At 63.5% G+C, this 20,997-nt stretch carries 23 protein-coding genes; 12 read left to right on the forward strand and 11 right to left on the reverse strand.

Annotated elements, in window-relative coordinates:
- Nucleotides 1–103 precede the first annotated feature (103 nt).
- On the forward strand, nt 104–1,111 hold the full coding sequence (gene rpoS, locus ACDI39_RS23575) for an RNA polymerase sigma factor RpoS (protein WP_253090632.1): 1,008 nt from the start codon (nt 104–106) through the stop codon (nt 1,109–1,111).
- 513 nt (nt 1,112–1,624) lie between these two features.
- On the opposite strand, the gene fdxA is transcribed toward rpoS, so the two are convergent.
- The 3 genes from fdxA to ACDI39_RS23590 form a co-directional block, all read right to left on the reverse strand.
- Nucleotides 1,625–1,948: a ferredoxin FdxA gene (fdxA, locus tag ACDI39_RS23580; protein ID WP_225787361.1), complete on the reverse strand. Its 324-nt coding sequence runs from the start codon at nt 1,946–1,948 to the stop codon at nt 1,625–1,627.
- 138 nt (nt 1,949–2,086) lie between these two features.
- The gene (gene mutS / locus ACDI39_RS23585; protein ID WP_225787465.1) at nt 2,087–4,657 is read right to left on the reverse strand and encodes a DNA mismatch repair protein MutS; all 2,571 of its coding nucleotides are present in this window, start codon (nt 4,655–4,657) and stop codon (nt 2,087–2,089) included.
- Nucleotides 4,658–5,053: 396 nt separating this feature from the next.
- The gene (locus tag ACDI39_RS23590; RefSeq protein ID WP_486537092.1) at nt 5,054–5,854 is read right to left on the reverse strand and encodes a phytanoyl-CoA dioxygenase family protein; all 801 of its coding nucleotides are present in this window, start codon (nt 5,852–5,854) and stop codon (nt 5,054–5,056) included.
- 233 nt (nt 5,855–6,087) lie between these two features.
- Here ACDI39_RS23590 and ACDI39_RS23595 point away from each other — a divergent pair, with 233 nt between their 5' ends.
- Nucleotides 6,088–7,473 (forward strand): amino acid permease, encoded by a 1,386-nt coding sequence (locus tag ACDI39_RS23595; RefSeq protein ID WP_225787363.1) that lies wholly within the window; start codon nt 6,088–6,090, stop codon nt 7,471–7,473.
- A gap of 33 nt (nt 7,474–7,506) precedes the next feature.
- Here the strand turns inward: ACDI39_RS23595 and ACDI39_RS23600 are convergent, their stop codons facing one another.
- Nucleotides 7,507–8,403 (reverse strand): LysR substrate-binding domain-containing protein, encoded by an 897-nt coding sequence (locus ACDI39_RS23600; protein WP_253102055.1) that lies wholly within the window; start codon nt 8,401–8,403, stop codon nt 7,507–7,509.
- Nucleotides 8,404–8,528: 125 nt separating this feature from the next.
- Between ACDI39_RS23600 and ACDI39_RS23605 the strand changes: the two genes are divergently transcribed.
- The 5 genes from ACDI39_RS23605 (at nt 8,529) to recX (ending at nt 12,130) form a co-directional block, all read left to right on the forward strand.
- Nucleotides 8,529–9,275 (forward strand): LexA family transcriptional regulator, encoded by a 747-nt coding sequence (locus ACDI39_RS23605; protein ID WP_486537093.1) that lies wholly within the window; start codon nt 8,529–8,531, stop codon nt 9,273–9,275.
- Nucleotides 9,276–9,538: 263 nt separating this feature from the next.
- Nucleotides 9,539–9,877, forward strand: a complete 339-nt coding sequence (locus tag ACDI39_RS23610) for a phage holin family protein (protein WP_225787366.1) — start codon at nt 9,539–9,541, stop codon at nt 9,875–9,877.
- Nucleotides 9,878–10,000: 123 nt separating this feature from the next.
- Nucleotides 10,001–10,483 (forward strand): CinA family protein, encoded by a 483-nt coding sequence (locus ACDI39_RS23615; protein WP_225787367.1) that lies wholly within the window; start codon nt 10,001–10,003, stop codon nt 10,481–10,483.
- 103 nt (nt 10,484–10,586) lie between these two features.
- Complete coding sequence (recA, locus tag ACDI39_RS23620) at nt 10,587–11,654, forward strand: recombinase RecA (protein WP_225787368.1); 1,068 nt, start codon at nt 10,587–10,589, stop codon at nt 11,652–11,654.
- Between the two features lie 8 nt (nt 11,655–11,662).
- A complete protein-coding gene (gene recX / locus ACDI39_RS23625) occupies nt 11,663–12,130 on the forward strand; it encodes a recombination regulator RecX (protein WP_225787369.1) in 468 nt (155 codons plus the stop codon).
- 9 nt (nt 12,131–12,139) lie between these two features.
- On the opposite strand, the gene ACDI39_RS23630 is transcribed toward recX, so the two are convergent.
- Entirely contained in the window at nt 12,140–13,258 is a 1,119-nt protein-coding gene (locus ACDI39_RS23630; RefSeq protein WP_225787370.1) for an LOG family protein, read from the reverse strand.
- Nucleotides 13,259–13,658: 400 nt separating this feature from the next.
- On the opposite strand from ACDI39_RS23630, the gene ACDI39_RS23635 reads away from it, so the two are divergent.
- Nucleotides 13,659–13,865 (forward strand): hypothetical protein, encoded by a 207-nt coding sequence (locus ACDI39_RS23635; RefSeq protein ID WP_225787371.1) that lies wholly within the window; start codon nt 13,659–13,661, stop codon nt 13,863–13,865.
- A gap of 1 nt (nt 13,866) precedes the next feature.
- Here the strand turns inward: ACDI39_RS23635 and ACDI39_RS23640 are convergent, their stop codons facing one another.
- The gene (locus ACDI39_RS23640) at nt 13,867–14,289 is read right to left on the reverse strand and encodes a quorum-sensing-regulated virulence factor family protein (RefSeq protein WP_225787372.1); all 423 of its coding nucleotides are present in this window, start codon (nt 14,287–14,289) and stop codon (nt 13,867–13,869) included.
- Between the two features lie 204 nt (nt 14,290–14,493).
- On the opposite strand from ACDI39_RS23640, the gene ACDI39_RS23645 reads away from it, so the two are divergent.
- The 3 genes from ACDI39_RS23645 to ACDI39_RS23655 all read left to right on the forward strand — a co-directional run bounded on the left by ACDI39_RS23645 (nt 14,494) and on the right by ACDI39_RS23655 (nt 16,551).
- The gene (locus ACDI39_RS23645; RefSeq protein ID WP_225787373.1) at nt 14,494–15,204 is read left to right on the forward strand and encodes a tRNA-uridine aminocarboxypropyltransferase; all 711 of its coding nucleotides are present in this window, start codon (nt 14,494–14,496) and stop codon (nt 15,202–15,204) included.
- A 259-nt stretch (nt 15,205–15,463) separates the two neighbouring features.
- On the forward strand, nt 15,464–16,114 hold the full coding sequence (gene erdR, locus ACDI39_RS23650; protein ID WP_225787374.1) for a response regulator transcription factor ErdR: 651 nt from the start codon (nt 15,464–15,466) through the stop codon (nt 16,112–16,114).
- Between the two features lie 74 nt (nt 16,115–16,188).
- Entirely contained in the window at nt 16,189–16,551 is a 363-nt protein-coding gene (locus ACDI39_RS23655) for a diacylglycerol kinase (RefSeq protein WP_225787375.1), read from the forward strand.
- Here the strand turns inward: ACDI39_RS23655 and finR are convergent, their stop codons facing one another.
- The gene (gene finR, locus ACDI39_RS23660; protein ID WP_225787376.1) at nt 16,552–17,478 is read right to left on the reverse strand and encodes a LysR family transcriptional regulator FinR; all 927 of its coding nucleotides are present in this window, start codon (nt 17,476–17,478) and stop codon (nt 16,552–16,554) included.
- 120 nt (nt 17,479–17,598) lie between these two features.
- On the opposite strand from finR, the gene fpr reads away from it, so the two are divergent.
- The gene (fpr, locus tag ACDI39_RS23665; protein WP_225787377.1) at nt 17,599–18,378 is read left to right on the forward strand and encodes a ferredoxin-NADP reductase; all 780 of its coding nucleotides are present in this window, start codon (nt 17,599–17,601) and stop codon (nt 18,376–18,378) included.
- Between the two features lie 82 nt (nt 18,379–18,460).
- Here the strand turns inward: fpr and tsaA are convergent, their stop codons facing one another.
- From tsaA to ACDI39_RS23685, 4 genes are all read right to left on the reverse strand, one after another.
- Entirely contained in the window at nt 18,461–19,156 is a 696-nt protein-coding gene (gene tsaA, locus ACDI39_RS23670) for a tRNA (N6-threonylcarbamoyladenosine(37)-N6)-methyltransferase TrmO (RefSeq protein ID WP_225787378.1), read from the reverse strand.
- A gap of 6 nt (nt 19,157–19,162) precedes the next feature.
- Complete coding sequence (locus ACDI39_RS23675; RefSeq protein ID WP_225787379.1) at nt 19,163–19,624, reverse strand: YehS family protein; 462 nt, start codon at nt 19,622–19,624, stop codon at nt 19,163–19,165.
- A 61-nt stretch (nt 19,625–19,685) separates the two neighbouring features.
- Nucleotides 19,686–20,396: an rRNA pseudouridine synthase gene (locus ACDI39_RS23680; RefSeq protein ID WP_225787380.1), complete on the reverse strand. Its 711-nt coding sequence runs from the start codon at nt 20,394–20,396 to the stop codon at nt 19,686–19,688.
- A gap of 114 nt (nt 20,397–20,510) precedes the next feature.
- Nucleotides 20,511–20,969 (reverse strand): GNAT family N-acetyltransferase, encoded by a 459-nt coding sequence (locus ACDI39_RS23685; protein WP_225787466.1) that lies wholly within the window; start codon nt 20,967–20,969, stop codon nt 20,511–20,513.
- Nucleotides 20,970–20,997 lie beyond the last annotated feature (28 nt).

Consider the following 20,997-nt stretch of genomic DNA (forward strand, 5'->3'; position numbering starts at 1 on the left):
TGTACCCAGCCTGTTCCTTTGACGTAGAGGGGACAGGCTCCAGCGTTACCAGGGAACAGGTGTCGCTCGAGCCTGAGTTCGAACTCAGCAAAGGACTATAACAATGGCTCTCAGCAAAGAAGTGCCGGAGTTTGACATCGACGATGACGTCCTCCTGATGGAGACGGGCATCGTTTTGGAAACGGATGTGGTGTCAGACGAACCTGCTGTACCTTCGGTTCGGACCAGGGCCAAACAAGGCTCATCGCTCAAGCAACACAAGTACATCGATTACAGCCGGGCGCTCGATGCCACCCAGCTGTATCTCAACGAGATCGGCTTTTCACCACTGCTTTCTCCGGAAGAGGAAGTGCATTTTGCGCGCCTGTCGCAAAAAGGTGACCCCGCCGGTCGCAAGCGCATGATCGAAAGCAACCTGCGCCTGGTGGTCAAGATCGCCCGCCGCTACGTCAATCGCGGATTGTCGCTGCTCGACCTGATCGAGGAGGGCAACCTCGGCTTGATCCGCGCCGTGGAGAAGTTCGACCCGGAACGCGGCTTCCGCTTCTCGACCTATGCGACCTGGTGGATCCGCCAGACCATCGAGCGGGCGATCATGAACCAGACCCGCACCATTCGCCTGCCGATCCACGTGGTCAAGGAGCTGAACGTCTACCTGCGTGCTGCGCGGGAACTGACCCAGAAGCTCGACCACGAGCCTTCGCCGGAGGAAATCGCCGGCCTGCTGGAGAAGCCGGTGGCCGAGGTCAAGCGCATGCTGGGGCTCAACGAACGGGTTTCGTCGGTGGACGTTTCCCTGGGTCCGGACTCCGACAAGACCCTGCTCGATACCCTGACCGACGATCGTCCCACCGATCCTTGCGAGTTGCTGCAGGACGACGACCTCTCCCAGAGCATCGACCAGTGGTTGAGCGAGCTGACCGACAAGCAGCGTGAAGTGGTGGTACGTCGCTTCGGCCTGCGGGGCCATGAGAGCAGCACCCTGGAGGATGTGGGCCTGGAAATCGGCCTTACCCGCGAGCGGGTCCGGCAGATCCAGGTCGAGGGCCTTAAGCGCCTGCGTGAGATCCTCGAGAAGAATGGCCTGTCCAGCGAGTCGCTGTTCCAGTAATCGCGACCGTCATGAAAAACGCCCCGTCATGTCGGGGCGTTTCTGTTTCTATCAATCAGTGTTTCTATCAAGGTTTCTTTCGCTCCCCTCGTGGCGTTGCATGTAGGAAATTGCTTACAGCTTGTGTAAGCCTTTGCCGTAGGGATCAGTAAATCATTGTCGTTTTCAAACGTTGAGTGTTTTTAACTTGCTGATAAATATGAATATTTTGGATGTGAAGAAGTATGTCCACCGTATTGTTTTGAGAGCTTTCACCCTTGCCTGGCCAGCTGGAATGGCTAGTATTCGAACTGTGCCGACGGATTGGCACAGGCTTTCACGGATGACGGCCAAGGACATCGCAGGATGCGATTCATCAGGATGATGAACGGGACAATCAGGGACTATGGAAAAAATGTGGGCGGGTCAAACCGCCCCTTTTTTTGCCTGCGATAAAGCATCGCCAGGCAAACCTGGTGGCCAAAAGAGCTAAAAGAAAAGGCCCGTAAAGGGCCTTCTCGTGATTCAGACGCGTTAGCGTTCCAGGTGCTCGATCTTGTCGGGCTTGCCGTCCCACTCCTCGGCATCCGGCAGGGCATCCTTCCTCTCGGTGATGTTCGGCCAGATCTCCGCCAGTTCGGCGTTCAGCTCGATGAACTGTTCCATGCCCGCAGGTACTTCATCTTCCGAGAAGATGGCCTGGGCAGGGCACTCCGGTTCGCACAGCGCGCAGTCGATGCACTCGTCCGGATGAATGACCAGGAAGTTCGGGCCTTCGTAGAAGCAGTCCACCGGACAGACTTCCACGCAGTCGGTGTATTTGCACTTGATGCAGTTGTCGGTGACGACGAAGGACATTTCTAATTTTCTCCTCAGGCGACGGCAGCGTGCCCTTCCTTGCAGGGCAGCGCGGTTCCCGGTGGCAGCAGGCCAGGCTAATGAACCTGCACCCGAGCGGGAACCGCGGCGGATTCTACCAGCTTGCGCGGGTAGCCGTTATAACAGGTTTTTCAGTTGATATAGCGTTTCGATAGCTTGGCGCGGCGTCATGTCGTCCAGGTCCAGCTTGCCCAGCTTCTCGATGGCCGGGTGTGGCAGGCTGGCGAACAGGTCGCTCTGGTGCGGTACCTGCGGCTCGCCCTTGGCCTTGGTCGCGGGCGGCTCGTGAGGCAGGCTGGTGGTTTCCAGCCGCCCCAGGTGTTCGCGAGCACGCTGGATCACCGCCGTCGGCACGCCGGCCAGCTGCGCCACGGCCAGGCCGTAGCTCTGGCTGGCAGGGCCCGGCAGCACATGGTGCAGGAAGACGATGCGCTCGTTGTGCTCGGTGGCGTTCAGGTGCACGTTGGCCACCAGTGGTTCGCTCTCCGGCAGCACGGTCAGCTCGAAGTAGTGCGTTGCGAACAGGGTATAGGCGCGCAGTTGGGCCAGCCGCTCGGCGGCGGCCCAGGCCAGTGACAGGCCGTCGAAGGTACTGGTGCCTCGGCCGACTTCGTCCATCAGCACCAGGCTGCGGTCAGTGGCGTTGTGCAGGATGTTCGCTGTCTCGCTCATCTCGACCATGAAGGTCGAGCGCCCGCCGGCCAGGTCATCGCTGGAACCGATGCGGGTGAAGATGCGGTCGACCAGCGACAGCTCGCAACGCGCCGCGGGGACGAAGCTGCCGATGTGCGCCATCAGCACGATCAGTGCGGTCTGGCGCATGTAGGTGGACTTACCGCCCATGTTCGGACCGGTGATGATCAGCATGCGTGTGCTGTTGTCCAGCGCCAGGTCGTTGGCCACGAACGGCGTGGTCAGTACCTGCTCGACCACCGGGTGACGACCCTGTTCGATACGCAGGCAGGGCTCGTCGACGAAGGTCGGGCAGTTCAGGTCCAGGTTCAGGGCGCGCTCGGCCAGGTTGCTCAGCACGTCCAGCTCGGCCAGGGCGGCGGCGCTGTCCTGCAGCGGCGCCAGGTGGCCGATCAGGGTTTCGAGCAGGGCGTCATAGAGCATCTTCTCTCGCGCCAGGGCGCGGCTCTTGGCCGACAGCGCCTTGTCTTCGAAGGCCTTGAGCTCCGGCGTGATGAAGCGCTCGGCGCCCTTTAGGGTCTGGCGGCGGATATAGTCGGCCGGGGCCTGCTCGGCTTGTTTGGTCGGCAGCTCGATGTAGTAGCCATGCACCCGGTTGTAGCCGACCTTGAGGTTGGCCAGGCCCGTGCGCGCCTTTTCGCGGGCCTCCAGGTCGATGAGGAATTGGCCGGCGTTCTCGCTCATGGCCAGCAACTCGTCCAGCTCGCTGTCGTAGCCGGTCTTGAGCACGCCGCCGTCGCGGATCACCGCCGGCGGATTGTCGATGATCGCTCGCTCCAGCAGGCTGGCCAGCTCCGGGTAGGTACCGGTGATCGCGGCCAGGCGTGCCAGGTGCGGGGCCTCCAGCTCGGCCATGGCGTTCTGCAGCTCGGGCAAGGCACCGAGGGCATCACGCAGGCGCGCCAGGTCGCGTGGGCGGGCGTTGCGCAGGCCGATGCGGGCGAGGATCCGCTCGATGTCGCCGATTTCCTTGAGCTGCGGCTGCAGTTTCTCGAAGCGGTAGCCGTCCAGCAGGCAGCGGATCGAGTCCTGGCGTGCCTTGAGTACCTTGAGGTCGCGCAACGGGCGGTTCAGCCAGCGGGTCAGCAGGCGGCTGGCCATGGCGGTCTGGCAACGGTCGATGACCGATTGCAGGGTATTGTCGCGACCACCGGCCAGGTTGACGTCCAGTTCCAGGTTGCGGCGGCTGGCGCCGTCGAGGATCACCGTGTCGTCCATGCGCTCGTGGCGCAGGCTGCGCAGGTGAGGCAGGGTGGTGCGCTGGGTTTCCTTGGCGTAGGTCAGCAGGCAGCCGGCCGCGCCGATGGCCAGGGTCAGCTTGTCGCAACCGAAGCCCTTGAGGTCCTGGGTCGCGAACTGCTGGCACAGGCTCTTGCGCGCCGAATCGCGGTCGAAGTCCCACGGGGCGCGACGACGGCAGCCCGGGCGCTTTTCCGCCGGCAGGCCTTGGGGCCAGTCGTCGGGGATCAGCAGTTCCACCGGGTTGATGCGTTCGAGCTCGGCCAGCAGGTTCTCCCAGCCCTTGATCTCCTGCACGGTGAAGTTACCGCTGGTGATGTCCAGCACTGCCAGGCCGAACAGCCGCTCGTCGCCCAGCAGGGCGGCGATCAGGTTGTCGCGGCGCTCGTCGAGCAGGGCCTCGTCGCTGACCGTGCCGGGGGTGATGATCCGCACCACCTGGCGCTCCACCGGCCCCTTGCTGGTGGCCGGGTCGCCGACCTGCTCGCAGATCACCACCGACTCGCCGAGCTTGACCAGCTTGGCCAGGTAGCCCTCCACCGAGTGGAACGGGATTCCGCACATGGGGATCGACTGGCCGGCGGACTGTCCGCGGGCAGTCAGGGTGATATCCAGCAATTTGGCGGCTTTCTTCGCGTCTTCGTAGAAGATCTCGTAGAAATCGCCCATGCGGTAGAACATCAGCTGGTCTGGGTGCTGGTTCTTCAGCTTCCAGTACTGCTGCATCATCGGGGTATGTGCGGAAAAATCTGAAATTGCTTTGTTCATCAAGGGCTTATGAAGCTTGTCTCAAATGTGTGGGGCAAATTTGGGGCTTTGCATCGAAGGCGATATTGCCCTTCACGATGATGGGTTCAGCCGGTTCATCAGGCAACGATGATGCTGATGGCGGGAGGGATTATCCCCGCTGCCTTGCAGGGTAGGGAGGTTACCACGGGAGCGCCAATTTCAGCACGGGAAACCCAGGCGTGCGTCCATCTGCCTGGCAAGAAAGCGAATGCCCCAGCCTGGGCTGGGGCATCGATCGCACAGGGATTTCTTTTATGCACCTAATCAGGATCAGGCGGCGGATGGCAACGAGAAAAGCATCCTCGTCGCCAGGTAGGGCCAGACCTGGCATCCACCACCTGCAGCCTGACCCCGTAGCAGACTTCAGCCTCGCTTCCATACCACCGGGAACCAGTCCTCGCGCATGCGCTCGCCATCGGTAAGGCCGATACCGGGGAAGGGCGGCGAGGTGCGGCCCGGGCGCTGTACATAGCGCACGTCATCCCCCAGGAAGCGGGTGGAGAACGCCCGTCGCCTGCCCGTCCCGGCGTTGCCCGCTGCGCCGTGCACGGTGCGGAAGTCGAAGACGATGGCGTCGCCAGGCTCCAGCTCCGGCGAGAGGATCTGGTATTCGCCGTTCTCCACGTCGGGCATGTCCATGAACAGGTTCTGGCCGTCGGCATCGGTGGCGCCGTAGAAGTCCTGGTTGCTGGCCCAGCGCTTGGGACGCACCGGCTTGGGCCAGCGATGCGAGCCGAGCACCACGCTCAGGGTGTTTTGCCGGGTGACCGGGTCCAGGGGGATCCAGTAACTGGCGGTCTGCAGGCCGTCGACGCAGTAGTAGGGCAGGTCCTGGTGCCAGGGGGTGGACTTGGCGGTGCCGGGCTCCTTGACCAGGATGTGGTCGTGGAATACCTGCACCTGCTGCGCGCCCATCAGTTCGCCGGCCAGCGCTGCCGCGGGGGAGTTGATCACGAAGTCCGTGAAGGCGGGAATGCGCTGCCAGTTGCAGTAGTCCTCGAAGAACCGTCCGCCCTCGCCGGCGTCGACGTTCTCGATGGCGAAGGCGCTGGGTTCGGCCAGGTTCTGCTCGAAGCCTTCGCGCAGGCGTTCGACCCAGTCCTTGAAGACACCGCGCAGGATCACTGCGCCATCACGCTGGAAATCTTCGATATGGGGATTCACGGGGCAACCCTCTCGTTGTTGTCGTGGCACCAGCATCGGGTGCCGGAGAGGGCTGGGTAAATCACAGAATTCCTATTCGCCACTATAGCTATTCTGTATGCCCCGTCTTGTTGTCTTGCCTCCCGATTGGCCGGTTAATAGCCCTGCGCCCTGCGGTTTCCGGGCCTTGCGTGACGCCTTCCACGGCAGCCCGCGCTGCCGGCCAAGAACAAGAACAATGAGGAGCTCCTGGGATGAACGAGCACAACAACCTGCGACGGGGCCTGAGCACCCGGCATATCCGCTTCATGGCGTTGGGGTCGGCGATCGGCACCGGGCTGTTCTACGGCTCGGCGTCGGCGATCAAGCTGGCCGGGCCATCGGTACTGTTGGCCTACCTGATCGGTGGCGCGGCCATCTACATGATGATGCGTGCCCTCGGCGAAATGGCGGTACGCAACCCGGTGTCCGGTTCCTTCGGGCTGTACACCAGCCAGTACCTGGGCCGCTACCTGGGCTTTCTCACCGGCTGGAGCTATGCGTTCTCCATGCTGGTGGTGTGCCTGGCCGACGTCACGGCCTTCGGTGTCTACATGGGCCTGTGGTTCCCCGATACGCCGCGCTGGATCTGGGTGCTGGGCATCGTCTGTTTCATCGGCGCGCTGAACCTGTGCAGCGTCAAGGTGTTCGGCGAGATGGAGTTCTGGCTGTCGTTGCTCAAGGTCACGGCCATCGTCGCGATGATCCTGGCCGGCGGCGCGGTACTGCTGTTCGGCATCCAGCTGGGCAATGGCGCCGAGGCGGTGACAGGGTTTTCCAACCTGTGGAGCCATGGCGGGTTCTTCCCCAATGGCGTCGGCGGGATGATCGCCTCGTTCACCGTGGTGATGTTCGCCTTCGGTGGCGTCGAGATGATCGGCATCACCGCCGGCGAGGCCAAGGACCCCAAGCGTGTGCTGCCCAAGGCGATCAATTCGGTGCCGCTGCGTATCCTGCTGTTCTATGTGTTGACCCTGCTGGTGCTGATGGCCATCTATCCCTGGACCAACATCGGCAGCCAAGGCAGCCCCTTCGTGCAGATCTTCAGCGGCCTGGGCATCGAGTCGGCGGCGACCCTGCTCAACATCGTGGTGATCTCGGCGGCGGTGTCGGCGATCAACAGCGATATCTTCAGCGCCGGACGCATGATGTACGGCATGGCCCAGAACGGCCAGGCACCCGCTGGTTTCGCCCGTCTGTCGCGCTTCGGCGTGCCCTGGATGACCGTGCTGGTGATGGGCGTCGCCCTGCTGCTGGGGGTGGTGCTCAACTACCTGGTGCCTGAGAACCTGTTCCTGGTGCTCGCCGCCGTGGTGACCTTCTCCATCGTCTGGGTCTGGCTGATGATCCTGCTTTCCCAGGTGGCCATGCGCCGTGGCATGAGCCGCGAAGAGGTCGCCGCCCTGGACTTCCCGGTGCCGCTGTGGCCGGTCGGCCCGGCCTGCGCCATCGTGTTCATGCTGTTCATCTTCGTCGTGCTGGGCTGGTTCCCGGACACCCGCATGGCCATGTACGTCGGCCTTGGCTGGCTGGCCCTGTTGTCCCTGGGTTACTGGCTGTGGGGTGCGCGCCAGCCACGCCCGGCGCCAGCCAGCGCATGAAGGCGTAGCCTGCAGGCATCAGCCATACAGGCCTTAGATCGCGAACAGCTCGCTGGCCCAGCGCAGGAATGCCTGGGCCGCAGGCGAGGGGCGCATGGCGCCGGATTGCGCCAGCACCACCGACTGCGGGCTGACCGCCTCGCGCAAGGGCCGGCACGCCAGTGGCCGGCCATCGTAGCTCTGGTCTCCCGCCGGTCGGGTGCACGACAACGCCACGCCATAGCCATGGGCGACCAGCCCACGCTGCATCTCGAAGGTCTGGGTCAACTGCTGGGAGCGTGGTTGCAGGTCATGGGCCCAGAACAGCGAGAGGAAGTACTCGCGGGTTCTGGCGATGTCTTCGAGAATCAGGCATTCCTCGGCCAGGTCGGCCAACGACACCTGCTCCTGGCGGGCCAAGGGATGATCGGCCGGTAGCAGGGCGTAGGGCGCCACTTGCGCCAGCACTCGCCGCTCGACCTGTGGATCGAGGCCCACGTCGTAGGTCAGCGCCAATTCCGCCTTGCCATCGTTCAGGCGCCGGTTGACCCCGGCCAGGTCGGTCTCGAGCAGGGTGATGGCGACGTCCGGGTGGCGCTGGCGAAAGCCGCTGAGCAGGCGCGGCGCGTACCAGGGGCCGAGGTCCTGGAAGCAGATCAGGCTCAGGTTGCCTCGCAGCACTTGCGGCTCGTCTCCGGCACTACCTATGCCTGCCGCCATGGCCAGGATCTCGCGGGCCTGCTCGAGCAACTGGCGCCCCGCCGGGCTCAGTTCCAGGCCACGGCTGGCCTGGCGCAGGAACAGCTTCTCGCCAAGGATCGCCTCGAGCTGGGAGATCGCCAGCGACACCGAGGGTTGCGAGATATGCTTGGCTCGCGCTGCGGCGCTGACGCTGCCTTGTTCGGCGGTAGCCACGAAGTATTCGAGTTGACGGAAGGTAAAGCCGATCATTGTTGTTCTTGTCCTCTCTTCCCGGGACGGCATCGGGTACCGAGCGTACAGGGAATTCTCCGGTTGTGGGGTGCGAGGCGGGAAATCGCCTGCATGGATTGCATTTGCCCGGCAGCGCATCCATCATGCATGGTATGCAAAAACGCAACGTAGCCACCGTACTCAGAGTACTGCTCGACCGCCACGGCCTGTCACCGACGGAGCTGCACCGGCGCACGGGCGTCCCTCAATCCACCTTGTCGCGCATCCTCAGCGAGAAGATCGTCGATCCGTCCGACAGGCATGTGTCGAAGATCGCCAGCTACTTCGGCGTGAGCACCGATCAGTTGCGTGGTCGTGCCGAACTGGGCGAGCCCCGTGCGCCAGCGCTGCCGATCCATGGCCATGCGCAATTGAGCGACATTCGCCTATGGGACGACGAGACCCCTGTCGAGGATGACGAGGTGTCCGTTCCTTTTCTTCGTGAGGTCGAGTTGGCAGCAGGGTCAGGGAGATTCGTCATCGAGGAAAGCGAGAAGGCCCGCTTGCGCTTCGGCAAGCGCAGCCTGCGCCACAACGGCGTGCAGTTCGACCAGGCCAAGTGCGTGACGGTGCGGGGCAACAGCATGCTGCCGGTGTTGCGTGATGGCGCCACGGTGGGGGTCAACACCGGCAGGTGCGCGATCGGCGACATCATCGATGGCGACCTCTATGCCATCAACCACAACGGCCAGTTGCGCGTGAAGCAGGTCTATCGCCTGCCAACGGGCATCCGCCTGCGCAGCTTCAACCGCGACGAACACCCCGACGAGGACTACAGTTTCCAGCAGATGCAGGAGGAGCAGATCAGCCTGCTCGGCCATGTATTCTGGTGGGGCATGTACGCCCGCTGACTCCCTCCCACTTCCTGAAAACCCGCCTCGGCGGGTTTTTCGTCTCCAGGGGGGCCGATATCGCGCCTGGAAATATGATGAAATGCATTGACTGTATATGCGTTAATGCATAGATTTGTTTCGCATCAGCTGACATCGGTTGTTACATGGGGCTCGACCGCTGGGGGAATTGCCTCGGCTACAGGCCAGGCGTCGTTACGCCGAGTTCGAAACACAACCGGCCCGTGGGCAATGCCGATGGGCCTTGCAAAGGAGGCAGGACAGTGGCGAACGAGCAGCAGGTGTTGCTGGAACTCCCGCTCTGGCTGGTAATCGTCCTGGCGGTGGTGGGTGGTCTTTGCGGCGAGATGTGGCGAGCCGACAAGGCCGGTGCGCGCGGCTGGTCGCTGGTGCGGCGGTTGGCGTTGCGCTCTGGAGCTTGCATGGTGTGCGGGGTTTCGGCGGTGATGTTGCTCTACGCCAGCGGCGTGTCGACCTGGACCGCCTGCGCCTTCGGCTGCATGACCGCCATGTCGGGAGCCGATGTAGTCATTGGGTTCTACGAGCGCTGGGTGGCCAGGCGGCTGGGGTTGCGTGAGGCGTCCCAGGCTGACGAACCATAGAGGGAAGGCCATGGAGCCGGCAGGTGACGCTTGCGCGAGATCGTCCGCTACCCACTGAGGGGCGAACCCTTGCCTGGGGAGGCCAGGGTGGTAGGGTAATGCGCAGTCTTCAAGGAGCCCGCCATGGACCCGATCACCGTTCTCTCCACCCGTCTGGGCGAACACCTGCGGCGCTTCAATGCCCAGGTGAGCACCGCCGAATCCTGCACCGGCGGCGGCATCGCCGAGGCGATCACCCGTATTCCCGGCAGTTCGGCCTGGTTCGAGGCCGGCTACGTGACCTATTCCAATGCCCAGAAGACCCGCCAGCTGGGCGTACCCGAGGCGCTGTTCGCCCAGGTCGGGGCGGTCAGCCAGGAAGTGGTCGAAGCCATGGTCCGCGGCGCCCAGGCCGCCAGTGGGGCGCGCTTCGCCGTGGCGGTCAGTGGTGTGGCCGGGCCCGACGGCGGCTCGCCGGCAAAGCCGGTGGGTACCGTGTGGCTGGCCTGGGCCGATGGTGAGCACGTGACCAGCGAGCGCCGGCACTTCGATGGCGACCGCGAAGCGGTACGCCGACAGACGGTGATCGCCGCGTTAGACGGCTTGTTACAGCTTGGCGCGGAGTAATTGTCGACTGGGGGTTTGCTCGAACGCACCGCTGTGGAATAATACTGGCTACTTATACAGTTATTCCGGCCGATCAGGGCCAGTCGATCACGTGAGGATTTCAATGGACGACAACAAGAAGCGCGCCTTGGCTGCGGCCCTGGGTCAGATCGAACGCCAATTCGGCAAGGGCGCGGTCATGCGCATGGGCGACCACGAGCGCCAGGCCATCCCGGCCATCTCCACCGGTTCCCTGGGCCTGGACATCGCCCTGGGCATTGGCGGTCTGCCGAAAGGCCGTATCGTCGAGATCTACGGTCCGGAATCCTCGGGTAAAACCACCCTGACCCTGTCGGTCATCGCCGAAGCCCAGAAGCACGGCGCCACTTGCGCCTTCGTCGACGCCGAACACGCCCTCGACCCCGAGTACGCCGGCAAGCTGGGCGTCAATGTCGACGACCTGCTGGTATCTCAGCCGGACACCGGCGAGCAGGCCCTGGAAATCACCGACATGCTGGTGCGTTCCAACGCCGTGGACGTGATCATCGTCGACTCCGTGGCGGCCCTGGTACCCAAGGCCGAGATCGAAGGCGAGATGGGCGACATGCACGTGGGCCTGCAGGCCCGCCTGATGTCCCAGGCGCTGCGCAAGATCACCGGTAACATCAAGAACGCCAACTGCCTGGTCATCTTCATCAACCAGATCCGCATGAAGATCGGCGTGATGTTCGGTAGCCCGGAAACCACCACCGGCGGTAACGCCCTGAAGTTCTATGCCTCGGTGCGCCTGGACATCCGCCGTACCGGTGCGGTCAAGGAAGGCGACGAAGTGGTGGGCAGCGAAACCCGCGTCAAGATCGTCAAGAACAAGGTCTCGCCTCCGTTCCGTCAGGCCGAGTTCCAGATCCTCTATGGCAAGGGCATCTACCGCAACGGCGAGATCATCGACTTGGGCGTGTCCCAGGGCCTGGTGGAAAAATCCGGTGCCTGGTACAGCTACCAGGGCAATAAGATCGGCCAGGGCAAGGCCAACGCTGCCAAGTACCTGCAAGAGAATCCGGCCATCGCCGCCGAGATCGAGAAGCAGATCCGCGAGAAGCTGCTCAACGCCGGTGCCGTCGCCGCTGCTGGCAAGGCCGCTGCTGCCGAAGCCGATGCCGACGACATGGCTGACGCCGACGCCGGTTATTGATTGGCCCTATGTCCGCCGTACTCGACACCCCCGTCGCCGTCCGGCGGACCGCCATGGACCTACTCGCTCGTCGCGAGCATGGTCGCGTCGAGCTGACACGCAAGTTGCGTCAGCGTGGCGCACCGGATGAGCTGATCGAGCAGGCGCTCGATCGGCTTGCCGAAGAAGGGCTGCTCAGTGAAGCCCGCTACCTCGAGAGCTTCATTTCCCATCGTTCCAATGCCGGCTATGGCCCCGCGCGTATTCGCGAGGAACTTGGCCAGCGTGGCCTGAACCGTGGCGATATCGACCAGGCCCTGCGTGAAAGTGGGGTGGACTGGGCAGCCCGGTTGCAGGATGTCTGGCAGCGCAAGTTCGCCGGGCAGCGTCCCCATGATCCCCGCAGCCGGGCCCAGCAGACCCGATTCCTCGCCTACCGTGGCTTTTCCATGGAGATGATCGGCCGCCTGCTCAGCGGCCGAGGTTTCGACGATTAGCCTGCTGGCTCAACTGACTTTCAAGGCCTCCCTGGCGCGCTGGGTCGTATGCATTGGCTGGGGTTTGGCCCAGTTTTCCGGAACATTGATGAAGTCCACCAGCTCACGCAGGCGCCCCTGGTCGCGGCCATTGAAGGCGAAGGTCAGCCGCGTCAGGTGGCTGAAATTACCCACCTCGTGTTCGATCCCACTGTCAGGCTGCTGGTGGTATTTGCCGCTCAGGCGCAGGTCGGCGAAGCCTTCCTGGATATCGTAGAGTGCAGCCTCGCTGAGCGGATGGTGCATGCGGATCACGAACTGGTTCTTCAGCCAGCGGCTGGAGTGGTAGTTGCTGTAGAATTGGTTGATTTCCTCCACCGCTTCGTCGGCGCTGTGCACCAGGCGCAGCAGCTTCAGGTCGCTGGGCAGGATGTAGCGGTTCTCTTCCAACTGGCGGCTGATGAAATCCAGTGCATCGCGCCAGAAGGTGCCGCCCGGCGAATCCAGCAGTACCACCGGTACCAGAGGACTCTTGCCGGTCTGGATCAGGGTCAGCACCTCCAGCGCCTCGTCCAGGGTGCCGAAGCCGCCTGGGCAGAGCACCAGGGCATCGGCTTCCTTGACGAAGAACAGCTTGCGGATGAAGAAGAAATGGAAGGGCAGCAGCTTGTCGGTACCGTCGACAGTGGCATTGGCATGCTGCTCGAACGGCAGGGTGATGTTGAAGCCCAGGCTGTGTTCTGTGCCCGCGCCTTCGTGGGCCGCCGCCATGATGCCGCCGCCGGCACCGGTGATGACCATCAGGTCGGAACGTGCCAGGGTTGCGCCCAGCTCCCGTGCCAAGGCGTACATCGGATGTTCCAGGGGCGTACGGGCCGAGCCGAACACGGTGACCTTGCGCCGGCCTTTGTAGCGCTCCAGGGTACGGAAGGAATGGTCCAGTTCGCGCAGGGCTTGCAGGGTGATCTTGGCGTTCCAGCGATTGCTGTCGTCGTGGGCCATGCGCAGGATGGTCAGCATCATGTCGCGGTAAAGCGGCAGGTTGGGGCTGTTCGGCGCGACCAGTTGCAATTGCTCCTCGATCTTGCTCAGGTCGATGCCGTTGTCCCTGAAATGGTTGAACAAGAGTTCGTTCGGTTGGTAAGGCATTCAACGTCTCCTTCTGCAGCAACACCTCTTGACCGGGCCGATGGCGTGCTCCGATCGCGACACTGCGTGTGTCGCCGGCTGCTGTGGCTCGAGTGTGCATCCCGAGCATTGCAGTAGGCCTTCAAGGCCATGGTGCAGTGGTAGGAAGTCCATCATGTTGTCGTTGTCCCAGGACCAGCATACCGCGTCCTCGACGTCTCCTCGCACGCCGGAAAATGTACGGGTATTCGCTATCAATCTAGACCCTGGCACCTGATCGTGCCGGGGAAGGTGTGCAAGACACCACGGCGCTTACCTTCGGCACCTGCGTCGCCCTGACCACTGGTCGGAAGGGATCCAACTACCGTGGGGCTTTGGTTAACTGGGAGTGCGAAAAGGTCTCGATGCAGGAGGTGGCAGTATGCGTCGGCTGGTCATCGAGGTGGACGGGCGGCTGTACCAGCTGCTGGAGAATGCGGCCCGGGCCAATCACCTGAGCCTGGAGGCCGAATGCCGGCGCAGGCTGGAAGGAGCAGAGCGACATTCACGCTACCTCCAGGCCCTGCTGGCCGAGCTGCGCGCCGATGAAGAACAGCGGCGCGCCAATGACAACGGTCGGATCGCCTGAGTTACTTCCTCTTGTTGCCGGCCACGCAGCTGGCGGCATCGAAGGCCTGGTCCATGACCGGCTGGTTGGTCTTGTAGACGGTGAAGCGGTAGACCATCACCGCCCCCTTGGACATCAACTGGCGGAACCCCGTGTTACGGCACACGCTGTCACCCAGCTGGCTGCGCACCTGCTCCGGATTGGCGCGCATCTGCGCAGCATGGCTTTCGCGCACGCTCAGGTGGTTGATCAACGCCTTGCCCTTCTCGACGGTGTAACCCTGGTCGAGGATGTCTTCGTTGATCGCGCGCGGTGTGCCGACACTGCTTTCCTTGGCAACCTTCTCCAGCATCTGGTTCAGCTCGTATTCCTGCTTGGAAGCCGCCTGGGCCGCCAAGGGCAGGGCGAGCAGCAGGCTCAGTGTCGGGATGATAAGGCGCGGCATGAATCTCTCCTGGTTCGATAACTGGCACTTTGACCTGCGCCGGCGGGCTGCGTTCCATGACGGCGCATCTGTGCCAGGTGGCGATTATAAGGGACCGGATTGCCGCTCTGCACGGCAAATGGCTCGGCCTCTGGTAGACTGGCGCTTTGTTTCCCGCCGAGTCGTCGCAGTGTCCATTCCTTCCCTGTCCAGAGGCTTGCAAGCATGAGCCATGCGGTAGCGCGCTTGCGCGCCGAACGCCTGGCCCGCAGCAACAAACCCTTCATCGCCCGCGGCTCGCGTGCGGTCCGCTGCCCGGATTGCCGGGTCATCGCCAGTCACTGCCTGTGTGCCTTGAAGCCCAGGGTGCAGGCCAACTCGGGCGTGTGCCTGCTGATGCACGACACCGAGCCGCTCAAGCCGACCAATACCGGCTGGCTGATCGCCGACCTGGTCGAGGACACCTCGGCGTTCGGCTGGCAGCGCACCGAGGTCGACCAACGCTTGCTGGCGCTGCTCGAGCAGCCCCAGTGGCAGCCCTATATTGTCTTCCCGGGCGAGTTCGTCGCCCCGCAGCGGGTAGTGGGCGATGTACAGTGCGAGCCGGGCAAGCGGCCGCTGTTCATCCTGCTCGACGCCACTTGGACCGAAGCGCGCAAGATGTTTCGCAAGAGTCCGTACCTGGACCGTTTCCCGGTATTGAGCCTGCAGGCCGAGCAGATGTCCCGCTACCGCCTGCGCCGCTCCAAGCGCGACGACCATTTCTGCACCGCCGAAGTGGCGGCGATGTGCCTGGAACTGGCGGGCGACCAGCACGCCGCCCAGGCGCTGGATGCCTATCTGGACGTGTTCAGCCTGCACTACCTCAGCGCCAAGCGGCACCTGCCGCTCGACCTGCAGGACGACATCCACCAGCGTTTGCATACCTTCCTATAGTCCAAGGGGCAGGCGGGGCGGATTGGTTCATACTGTCGGGGCTGACAGCCTGGGGGCGGGGGCGACCGGGCAATTGGCTTGACCGCCCGGACCGTGCTCGGCATCCTTGGCGCCGATTCGGGCATGACGAAGATGCCGTTACCCAGGACTTCGCCGCGCCGTCACGGCCGGCGGCCCTGCCGTTCGCGCCTTGAGTTGCCCGCCAGGCACTGCTTTTTATCCCTTCCTGCGCCTGGCACAGAACAGGATCCATAGATCGATGGCCACATACGAAATCCTGATTGCCGATGACCACCCACTGTTTCGCAGCGCCCTGCGCCAGGCCGTTACCCTCGGCTTGGGGGCGGATGTACGCCTGGTCGAGGTGGCGAGCATCGCCGAGCTGGAAGTCCGCCTGAACGAGAAGGCCGATTGGGACCTGGTCCTGCTGGACCTGAACATGCCTGGCGCCTATGGCTTCTCCGGCCTGGTCCTGCTGCGCGGGCAGTACCCGCAGATTCCGGTGGTGATGGTCTCGGCCCAGGAAGAGGCGGCCGTGGTGGTCAAGTCCCGCGAGTTCGGCGCCAGTGGCTTCATTCCCAAGTCGAGCAACCTAGAGGTGATCCAGGACGCGGTGAAGAAGGTCCTCGACGGCGACGTCTGGTGGCCGCCGCAGGCTTTCGACAAGGTCGACGTGTCGGCCGAGGCCAAGGCGGCCAGTGAAGGCCTGGCGAGCCTGACGCCGCAGCAGTTCAGGGTCCTGACCATGGTCTGCGAGGGGCTGCTGAACAAGCAGATCGCCTACGAACTGAATGTCTCGGAGGCAACCATCAAGGCCCACGTGACCGCTATCTTCCGCAAGCTGGGTGTACGCACCCGGACCCAGGCAGCGTTGCTGCTCCAGCAGCTCGAGTCGGTCTCAGGCGGCTAAGTCCCCGTGTATTCACGCTTTTTTGACCTGGGCTGGACTAGTCTGCTGGCCTTTTACCGGTGAAGTGACTCTCCATGTCGCCATTCAAGGGCCAGACCGGCCTCAAACGTATCCTCAACGCTGCCGGCTATTCGCTGGACGGCCTGCGTGCCGCCTTCAAGGGCGAGGCCGCCTTCCGGCAACTGGTGCTGCTCAACGTGCTGTTGATCCCGCTGGCCTTCTGGTTGCCGGTCAGCCGCGCGGAGCGGGCGATCCTCATTGCCGTCTGCTTGCTGGGGCTGATCGTCGAGCTGCTCAATTCGGCGGTCGAGGCCGCCATCGACCGCATTTCCCTGGATCGCCACCCGCTGTCCAAGAATGCCAAAGACATGGGCAGCGCCGCGCAACTGGTGGCCTTGGGCATGGTGGCGTTGGTCTGGGGCGTGATCCTGCTGTGATCAGGCGATGGGCGGCAGGACGATCTCGTCGCTGCGCCTGACCCCCGCCGTGAAACTGCGGCACAGGTCGAGGAATTCGCGCATGGCCGAGGTCTGGTACTTCTGCTTGTGCCAGATGAAGTAGAACTGTCGCGCCAGGTCCAGCTCGGGGGTTTCCACCGCCACCAGGCTGCCGCGGCGGAAGGCGTCGCGCAGCGCCAGGCGCGAGATGCAGCCGATGCCCAGGCCTGACTCCACGGCGCGCTTGATCGCCTCGGTGTGCTCCAGCTCCAGGCGGATGTCGAGGTTGGCGCGGTGGTGGCGCATGGCCTGGTCGAAGGTCAGGCGCGTGCCGGAGCCCTGTTCGCGGAGGATCCACGCCTCATGGGAGAGCGTCTCGACGTCTGCCCGGCCGACCTTGGCCAGGGGATGCTGGGGCGCGCAGAACACCACCAGCTCATCTTCTACCCAGGGCTGCACTTCAAGGTCCGGGTGGTTGCAATCGCCCTCGATCAGACCCAGGTCAATTTCGTAGTGCGCGACTTGTTGCACGATATGTGCGGTGTTCTGCACATGGAGCTTGACCTGGCTCTCCGGGTGGCCCTGCATGAAACTGCCGATCAGCAGGGTGGCCAGGTAGTTGCCGATGGTCAGGGTGGCGCCGACCGAGAGCGAGCCGAAGCCTGACTTGCCATTGAGCAGGTCTTCGATTTCCTTGGCCTGGTCGAGCAGGGCGACGGCCTGGGGCAGCAATTGATGGCCCAGGGCGTTGAGGCTCAGCCGCTTGCCGGCGCGATCGAACAGCTGGCAACTGGATTGGCGCTCCAGTTCGGTGATCGAGGTGCTAGCGGCCGATTGCGACAACGCCAGCACGCTGGCCGCTCGCGACACGCTCTGGTGCTGGGCCACGGCAACGAAGACCTGGAGCTGGCGTAGGGTGAATCGCATATCTATATAACCGATAAGACATATCTTGATAATTCATTTAACAGATATTGTCGCTGCCCCTAAACTATCGCGCAACTGCGCGCTTGGTCCGCGCTGCGTCTTTCTTCAGGAGCCCCTTAGATGAGCAACATGAACCACGAACGTGTCCTCAGTGTGCATCACTGGAACGACACCCTGTTCAGCTTCAAGTGCACCCGCGATCCGGGCCTGCGCTTTGAGAACGGTCAGTTCGTGATGATCGGCCTGCAACAGCCCAATGGCCGTCCGCTCATGCGCGCCTATTCCATCGCTTCGCCGAACTGGGAAGAGCACCTGGAGTTCTTCAGCATCAAGGTGCCGGATGGCCCGCTGACCTCCCAGCTGCAGCACCTGAAGGAAGGCGACGAGATCATCATCAGCAAGAAGCCCACCGGTACCCTGGTCCTCGACGACCTGAACCCGGGCAAGCACCTGTACCTGCTGAGCACCGGTACCGGCCTGGCACCGTTCATGAGCGTGATCCAGGACCCGGAAACCTACGAGCGTTTCGAAAAGGTGATCCTGGTCCACGGCGTGCGCTACGTCAACGAGGTGGCCTACCGTGAGTTCATCACCGAGCACTTGCCGCAGAACGAGTTCTTCGGCGACGCGGTGCGCGACAAGCTGATCTACTACCCGACCGTGACCCGTGAGCCGTTCGAGAACCAGGGCCGCCTGACCGACCTGATGCGCAGCGGCAAGCTGTTCAGCGACATCGGCCTGCCTCCGATCAATCCGCAGGACGACCGTGCGATGATCTGCGGCAGCCCGAGCATGCTCGATGAGACCAGCGAGGTCCTCGACAGCTTCGGCCTGAAGATCTCCCCGCGCATGCGCGAGCCGGGTGACTACCTGATCGAGCGTGCCTTCGTCGAGAAGTAAGGCGAATGCAAAAAAACGCAGGCCTTGGTTTTGGCCTGCGTTTTTTTATTCTGCCTTTGGGTCGCCGCTGGCGCCGAAAAACTCAGCGATCCTGCACCACTTCCAGCACACGGATCTGCCCAGGCCGCGGGTAGTGCCAGCGCACCTGTACATCCCAGAACTTCACCCCATACACCCGCTCCACCGGCGGCACCTGGTAGGCCGGCCGCGGATCCTGGCTCAGGCATTGCTCGATCAACTCCACCAGCGGCTCGCCAAGGCGCAAGGCATGCGCCTTGGCCTGGGGTAGGGCGCTGTCGCTCCAGATCACGCCGATCGCTTCTGGCGCGTCGTCGGCCATCTGGTTGCTGGCCTCGGCGATGCTGTCGGCATAGGGTACATAGGGCTTGATGTCCAGCACCGGCGTGCCATCGAGCAGGTCGATCCCCGAAAGCAGCAGGCGCCCGGGCTCGACGCCCTCCAGGCGCACTACCGACTGGCCGATGCCGTTGGGCCTGTGGGTGGCGCGGGTGGCGAACACCCCCATGCTCTTGTTGCCACCCAGGCGGGGCGGGCGCACTTTCAGGCGGGGCTTGTCTTCCAGTGCCTGGTGGAACAGGAACAGCAGCCAGATATGGCTCACCTGTTCCAGCCCCGCCACCGCATCGCCCTGGTCGAACGGCGGCAACAGTTCCAGTACGCCGCGTGCCGCTGGCGCCAGGCGAGGCTGGCGGGGGATGGCGAACTTCTCCTTGAAGCAGGAGCGCACGATACCGACCGGCGAAACCGTATGCTGCATGGTCGTTCAGCCACGCACGCGCAGGGTCAGGCCCTTGAGGAAATTGCGCAGCAACTGGTCGCCGCAAGGGCGGTAGTTGTCATGGCCGACCTTGCGGAACAGGGCGCTGAGCTCGGGCTTGGACACGGGGAAGTTGGCCGCCTTGAGCACTGCGTGCAGGTCTTCTTCCTTGAGCTCGAAGGCCACCCGCAGCTTCTTGAGGATGGTGTTGTTGCTCACCGGCACCTCGATCGGCTGAGGAGGGCGGCTGTCGTCACGACCGCGGCGGTGGATCACCAGGCCATCGAGAAAATGCGCCATGACCCGCTCGGGGCAACGCACGTAGCCGGGCTCCTCTTCTTTCTTCAGGTAGCTGGCGACCGTCTCGGCGGAGACTTCGAGGCCGGTCAGCCCGATGATCTCGGCCATCTGGGCATCGCTGACCTTGAGCATGTAGCGCAGGCTGCGCAGGACATCGTTGTGGTTCATGCTGGGTGATCCTGTTCAGGTGCCACGCCGGAGCTGGCGTGGCGGTATTGCCTGTGGTCCGTTAGAAACGTTCGTTGACGGCCAGGTAGCGCCACTGGCCCAGGGGCAGCTTGCCCATGGATACTCCGCCGAGGCGGATGCGGCGCATGCCCAGCACGGTCAGGCCGAGGCTGGTGCAGAGCGCGTCGACCTGCCCGGGCAAGGGGTTCTTCAGGACCAGGCGCAGGTGGTTTTCGTTCTGCCAGCTGGCCTTGGCCCGTGGTAGCTCACGGCCGCCCCGGGTGATGCCGCGGGCCAGGCGTTGCAAGGCCTCGGTGGAGGCCTCGCCGTCGACCTGGACGATGTATTCCTGTTCCAGCCGATGCAAGTCGGCGTCGATCTTGCGCGTTACCCGCCAGTCCTGGGTGTACAGCTGCAGGCCGCTGGCGCCGGTCTGCAAGGGGGCGACGCAGGACAGCCGGGTGAAATGGCCATGCAGCGGCCGCACCGGCTGGCCATGGGACGCGCTGAGGGTGGCCATGCCCAGGCTGGCCCGACCTGCTTCGGCATCCAGCCCGGCGGGCTGGTTGAGCAGCAGGGTGACCGGGGCCAGGGGCTCGGCACGGGCGCCCGGTAGCAGTTCGACCCGCTGAGACAGGACCTTGAACTGGGGCTGCTCGATCACTACGCCGTCGACCGTGACCCAGCCGCCTTCGATGTACAACTCGGCCTCGCGGCGGGAGCAGCCGAGCTGCTCGATGAGGCGTTTGGACAGGCGCACGGGTTCGGACATGGAGACGATTCGCAAGAGGGCAGGGAAAGGCTGCCATTGTACCCGCCCGGGCGACCTTGGGGCTGGGAATCTGCGCCATTTCGGAGAAAGCGCACTGTCTCTTCGGAACAAGCCCTAGGAGTTTGTACGAATAAGCCTCATGTGAAGCAGGGGATAGGGTTGGCCCAAGCCGTCGGTGGCCGAGCGTCCGGTCACTTCGAAGCCTTCGTGCAGGTAGAAGCCCAGTGCCTGGGGGTTCTGCTCGTTGACGTCCAGGCGCTCGGCATTCAACTCGTCGATGGCATAGCGCAGCAGACGCTTGCCGACTCCCTGCCCGCGGTGCTCGGGAGCGACGAAGAGCATGTCCACCCGGCCGTTGGCCACACCGGCGAAACCAAGGATATGTCCGTTGCCGTCCTTGCAGCAGATCAGCATCACCGCATCGAGGTACTGGCGCAGCACGTGCTCGCGCAGCAACAGGATGTAGGACTCGGGAAGGAAGTCGTGGGTAGCGCGCACCGACGCCTCCCAGACCCGGACCAGCTCCGGGTAGTCGCTCAGGTGTGGGGTTCGCAGCGTCAGTGCCGGCGGCATGTCGTGATCCTCCATGGGGGACGTTCCG

It is taken from the genome of Pseudomonas sp. Tun-23181 (assembly GCF_057415455.1).

What these genes read in the sequence shown, in the direction of transcription:
- rpoS (WP_253090632.1), top strand. Translation starts at nt 104, where the DNA reads ATGGCTCTCAGCAAAGAAGTGCCGGAGTTTGACATCGACGATGACGTC.
- fdxA (WP_225787361.1), bottom strand. Translation starts at nt 1,948, where the DNA reads ATGTCCTTCGTCGTCACCGACAACTGCATCAAGTGCAAATACACCGAC.
- ACDI39_RS23595 (WP_225787363.1), top strand. Translation starts at nt 6,088, where the DNA reads ATGAACGAGCACAACAACCTGCGACGGGGCCTGAGCACCCGGCATATC.
- ACDI39_RS23600 (WP_253102055.1), bottom strand. Translation starts at nt 8,403, where the DNA reads ATGATCGGCTTTACCTTCCGTCAACTCGAATACTTCGTGGCTACCGCC.
- ACDI39_RS23605 (WP_486537093.1), top strand. Translation starts at nt 8,529, where the DNA reads ATGCATGGTATGCAAAAACGCAACGTAGCCACCGTACTCAGAGTACTG.
- ACDI39_RS23615 (WP_225787367.1), top strand. Translation starts at nt 10,001, where the DNA reads ATGGACCCGATCACCGTTCTCTCCACCCGTCTGGGCGAACACCTGCGG.
- recA (WP_225787368.1), top strand. Translation starts at nt 10,587, where the DNA reads ATGGACGACAACAAGAAGCGCGCCTTGGCTGCGGCCCTGGGTCAGATC.
- recX (WP_225787369.1), top strand. Translation starts at nt 11,663, where the DNA reads ATGTCCGCCGTACTCGACACCCCCGTCGCCGTCCGGCGGACCGCCATG.
- ACDI39_RS23630 (WP_225787370.1), bottom strand. Translation starts at nt 13,258, where the DNA reads ATGCCTTACCAACCGAACGAACTCTTGTTCAACCATTTCAGGGACAAC.
- ACDI39_RS23635 (WP_225787371.1), top strand. Translation starts at nt 13,659, where the DNA reads ATGCGTCGGCTGGTCATCGAGGTGGACGGGCGGCTGTACCAGCTGCTG.
- ACDI39_RS23640 (WP_225787372.1), bottom strand. Translation starts at nt 14,289, where the DNA reads ATGCCGCGCCTTATCATCCCGACACTGAGCCTGCTGCTCGCCCTGCCC.
- ACDI39_RS23645 (WP_225787373.1), top strand. Translation starts at nt 14,494, where the DNA reads ATGAGCCATGCGGTAGCGCGCTTGCGCGCCGAACGCCTGGCCCGCAGC.
- erdR (WP_225787374.1), top strand. Translation starts at nt 15,464, where the DNA reads ATGGCCACATACGAAATCCTGATTGCCGATGACCACCCACTGTTTCGC.
- ACDI39_RS23655 (WP_225787375.1), top strand. Translation starts at nt 16,189, where the DNA reads ATGTCGCCATTCAAGGGCCAGACCGGCCTCAAACGTATCCTCAACGCT.
- finR (WP_225787376.1), bottom strand. Translation starts at nt 17,478, where the DNA reads ATGCGATTCACCCTACGCCAGCTCCAGGTCTTCGTTGCCGTGGCCCAG.
- fpr (WP_225787377.1), top strand. Translation starts at nt 17,599, where the DNA reads ATGAGCAACATGAACCACGAACGTGTCCTCAGTGTGCATCACTGGAAC.
- tsaA (WP_225787378.1), bottom strand. Translation starts at nt 19,156, where the DNA reads ATGCAGCATACGGTTTCGCCGGTCGGTATCGTGCGCTCCTGCTTCAAG.
- ACDI39_RS23675 (WP_225787379.1), bottom strand. Translation starts at nt 19,624, where the DNA reads ATGAACCACAACGATGTCCTGCGCAGCCTGCGCTACATGCTCAAGGTC.
- ACDI39_RS23680 (WP_225787380.1), bottom strand. Translation starts at nt 20,396, where the DNA reads ATGTCCGAACCCGTGCGCCTGTCCAAACGCCTCATCGAGCAGCTCGGC.
- ACDI39_RS23685 (WP_225787466.1), bottom strand. Translation starts at nt 20,969, where the DNA reads ATGCCGCCGGCACTGACGCTGCGAACCCCACACCTGAGCGACTACCCG.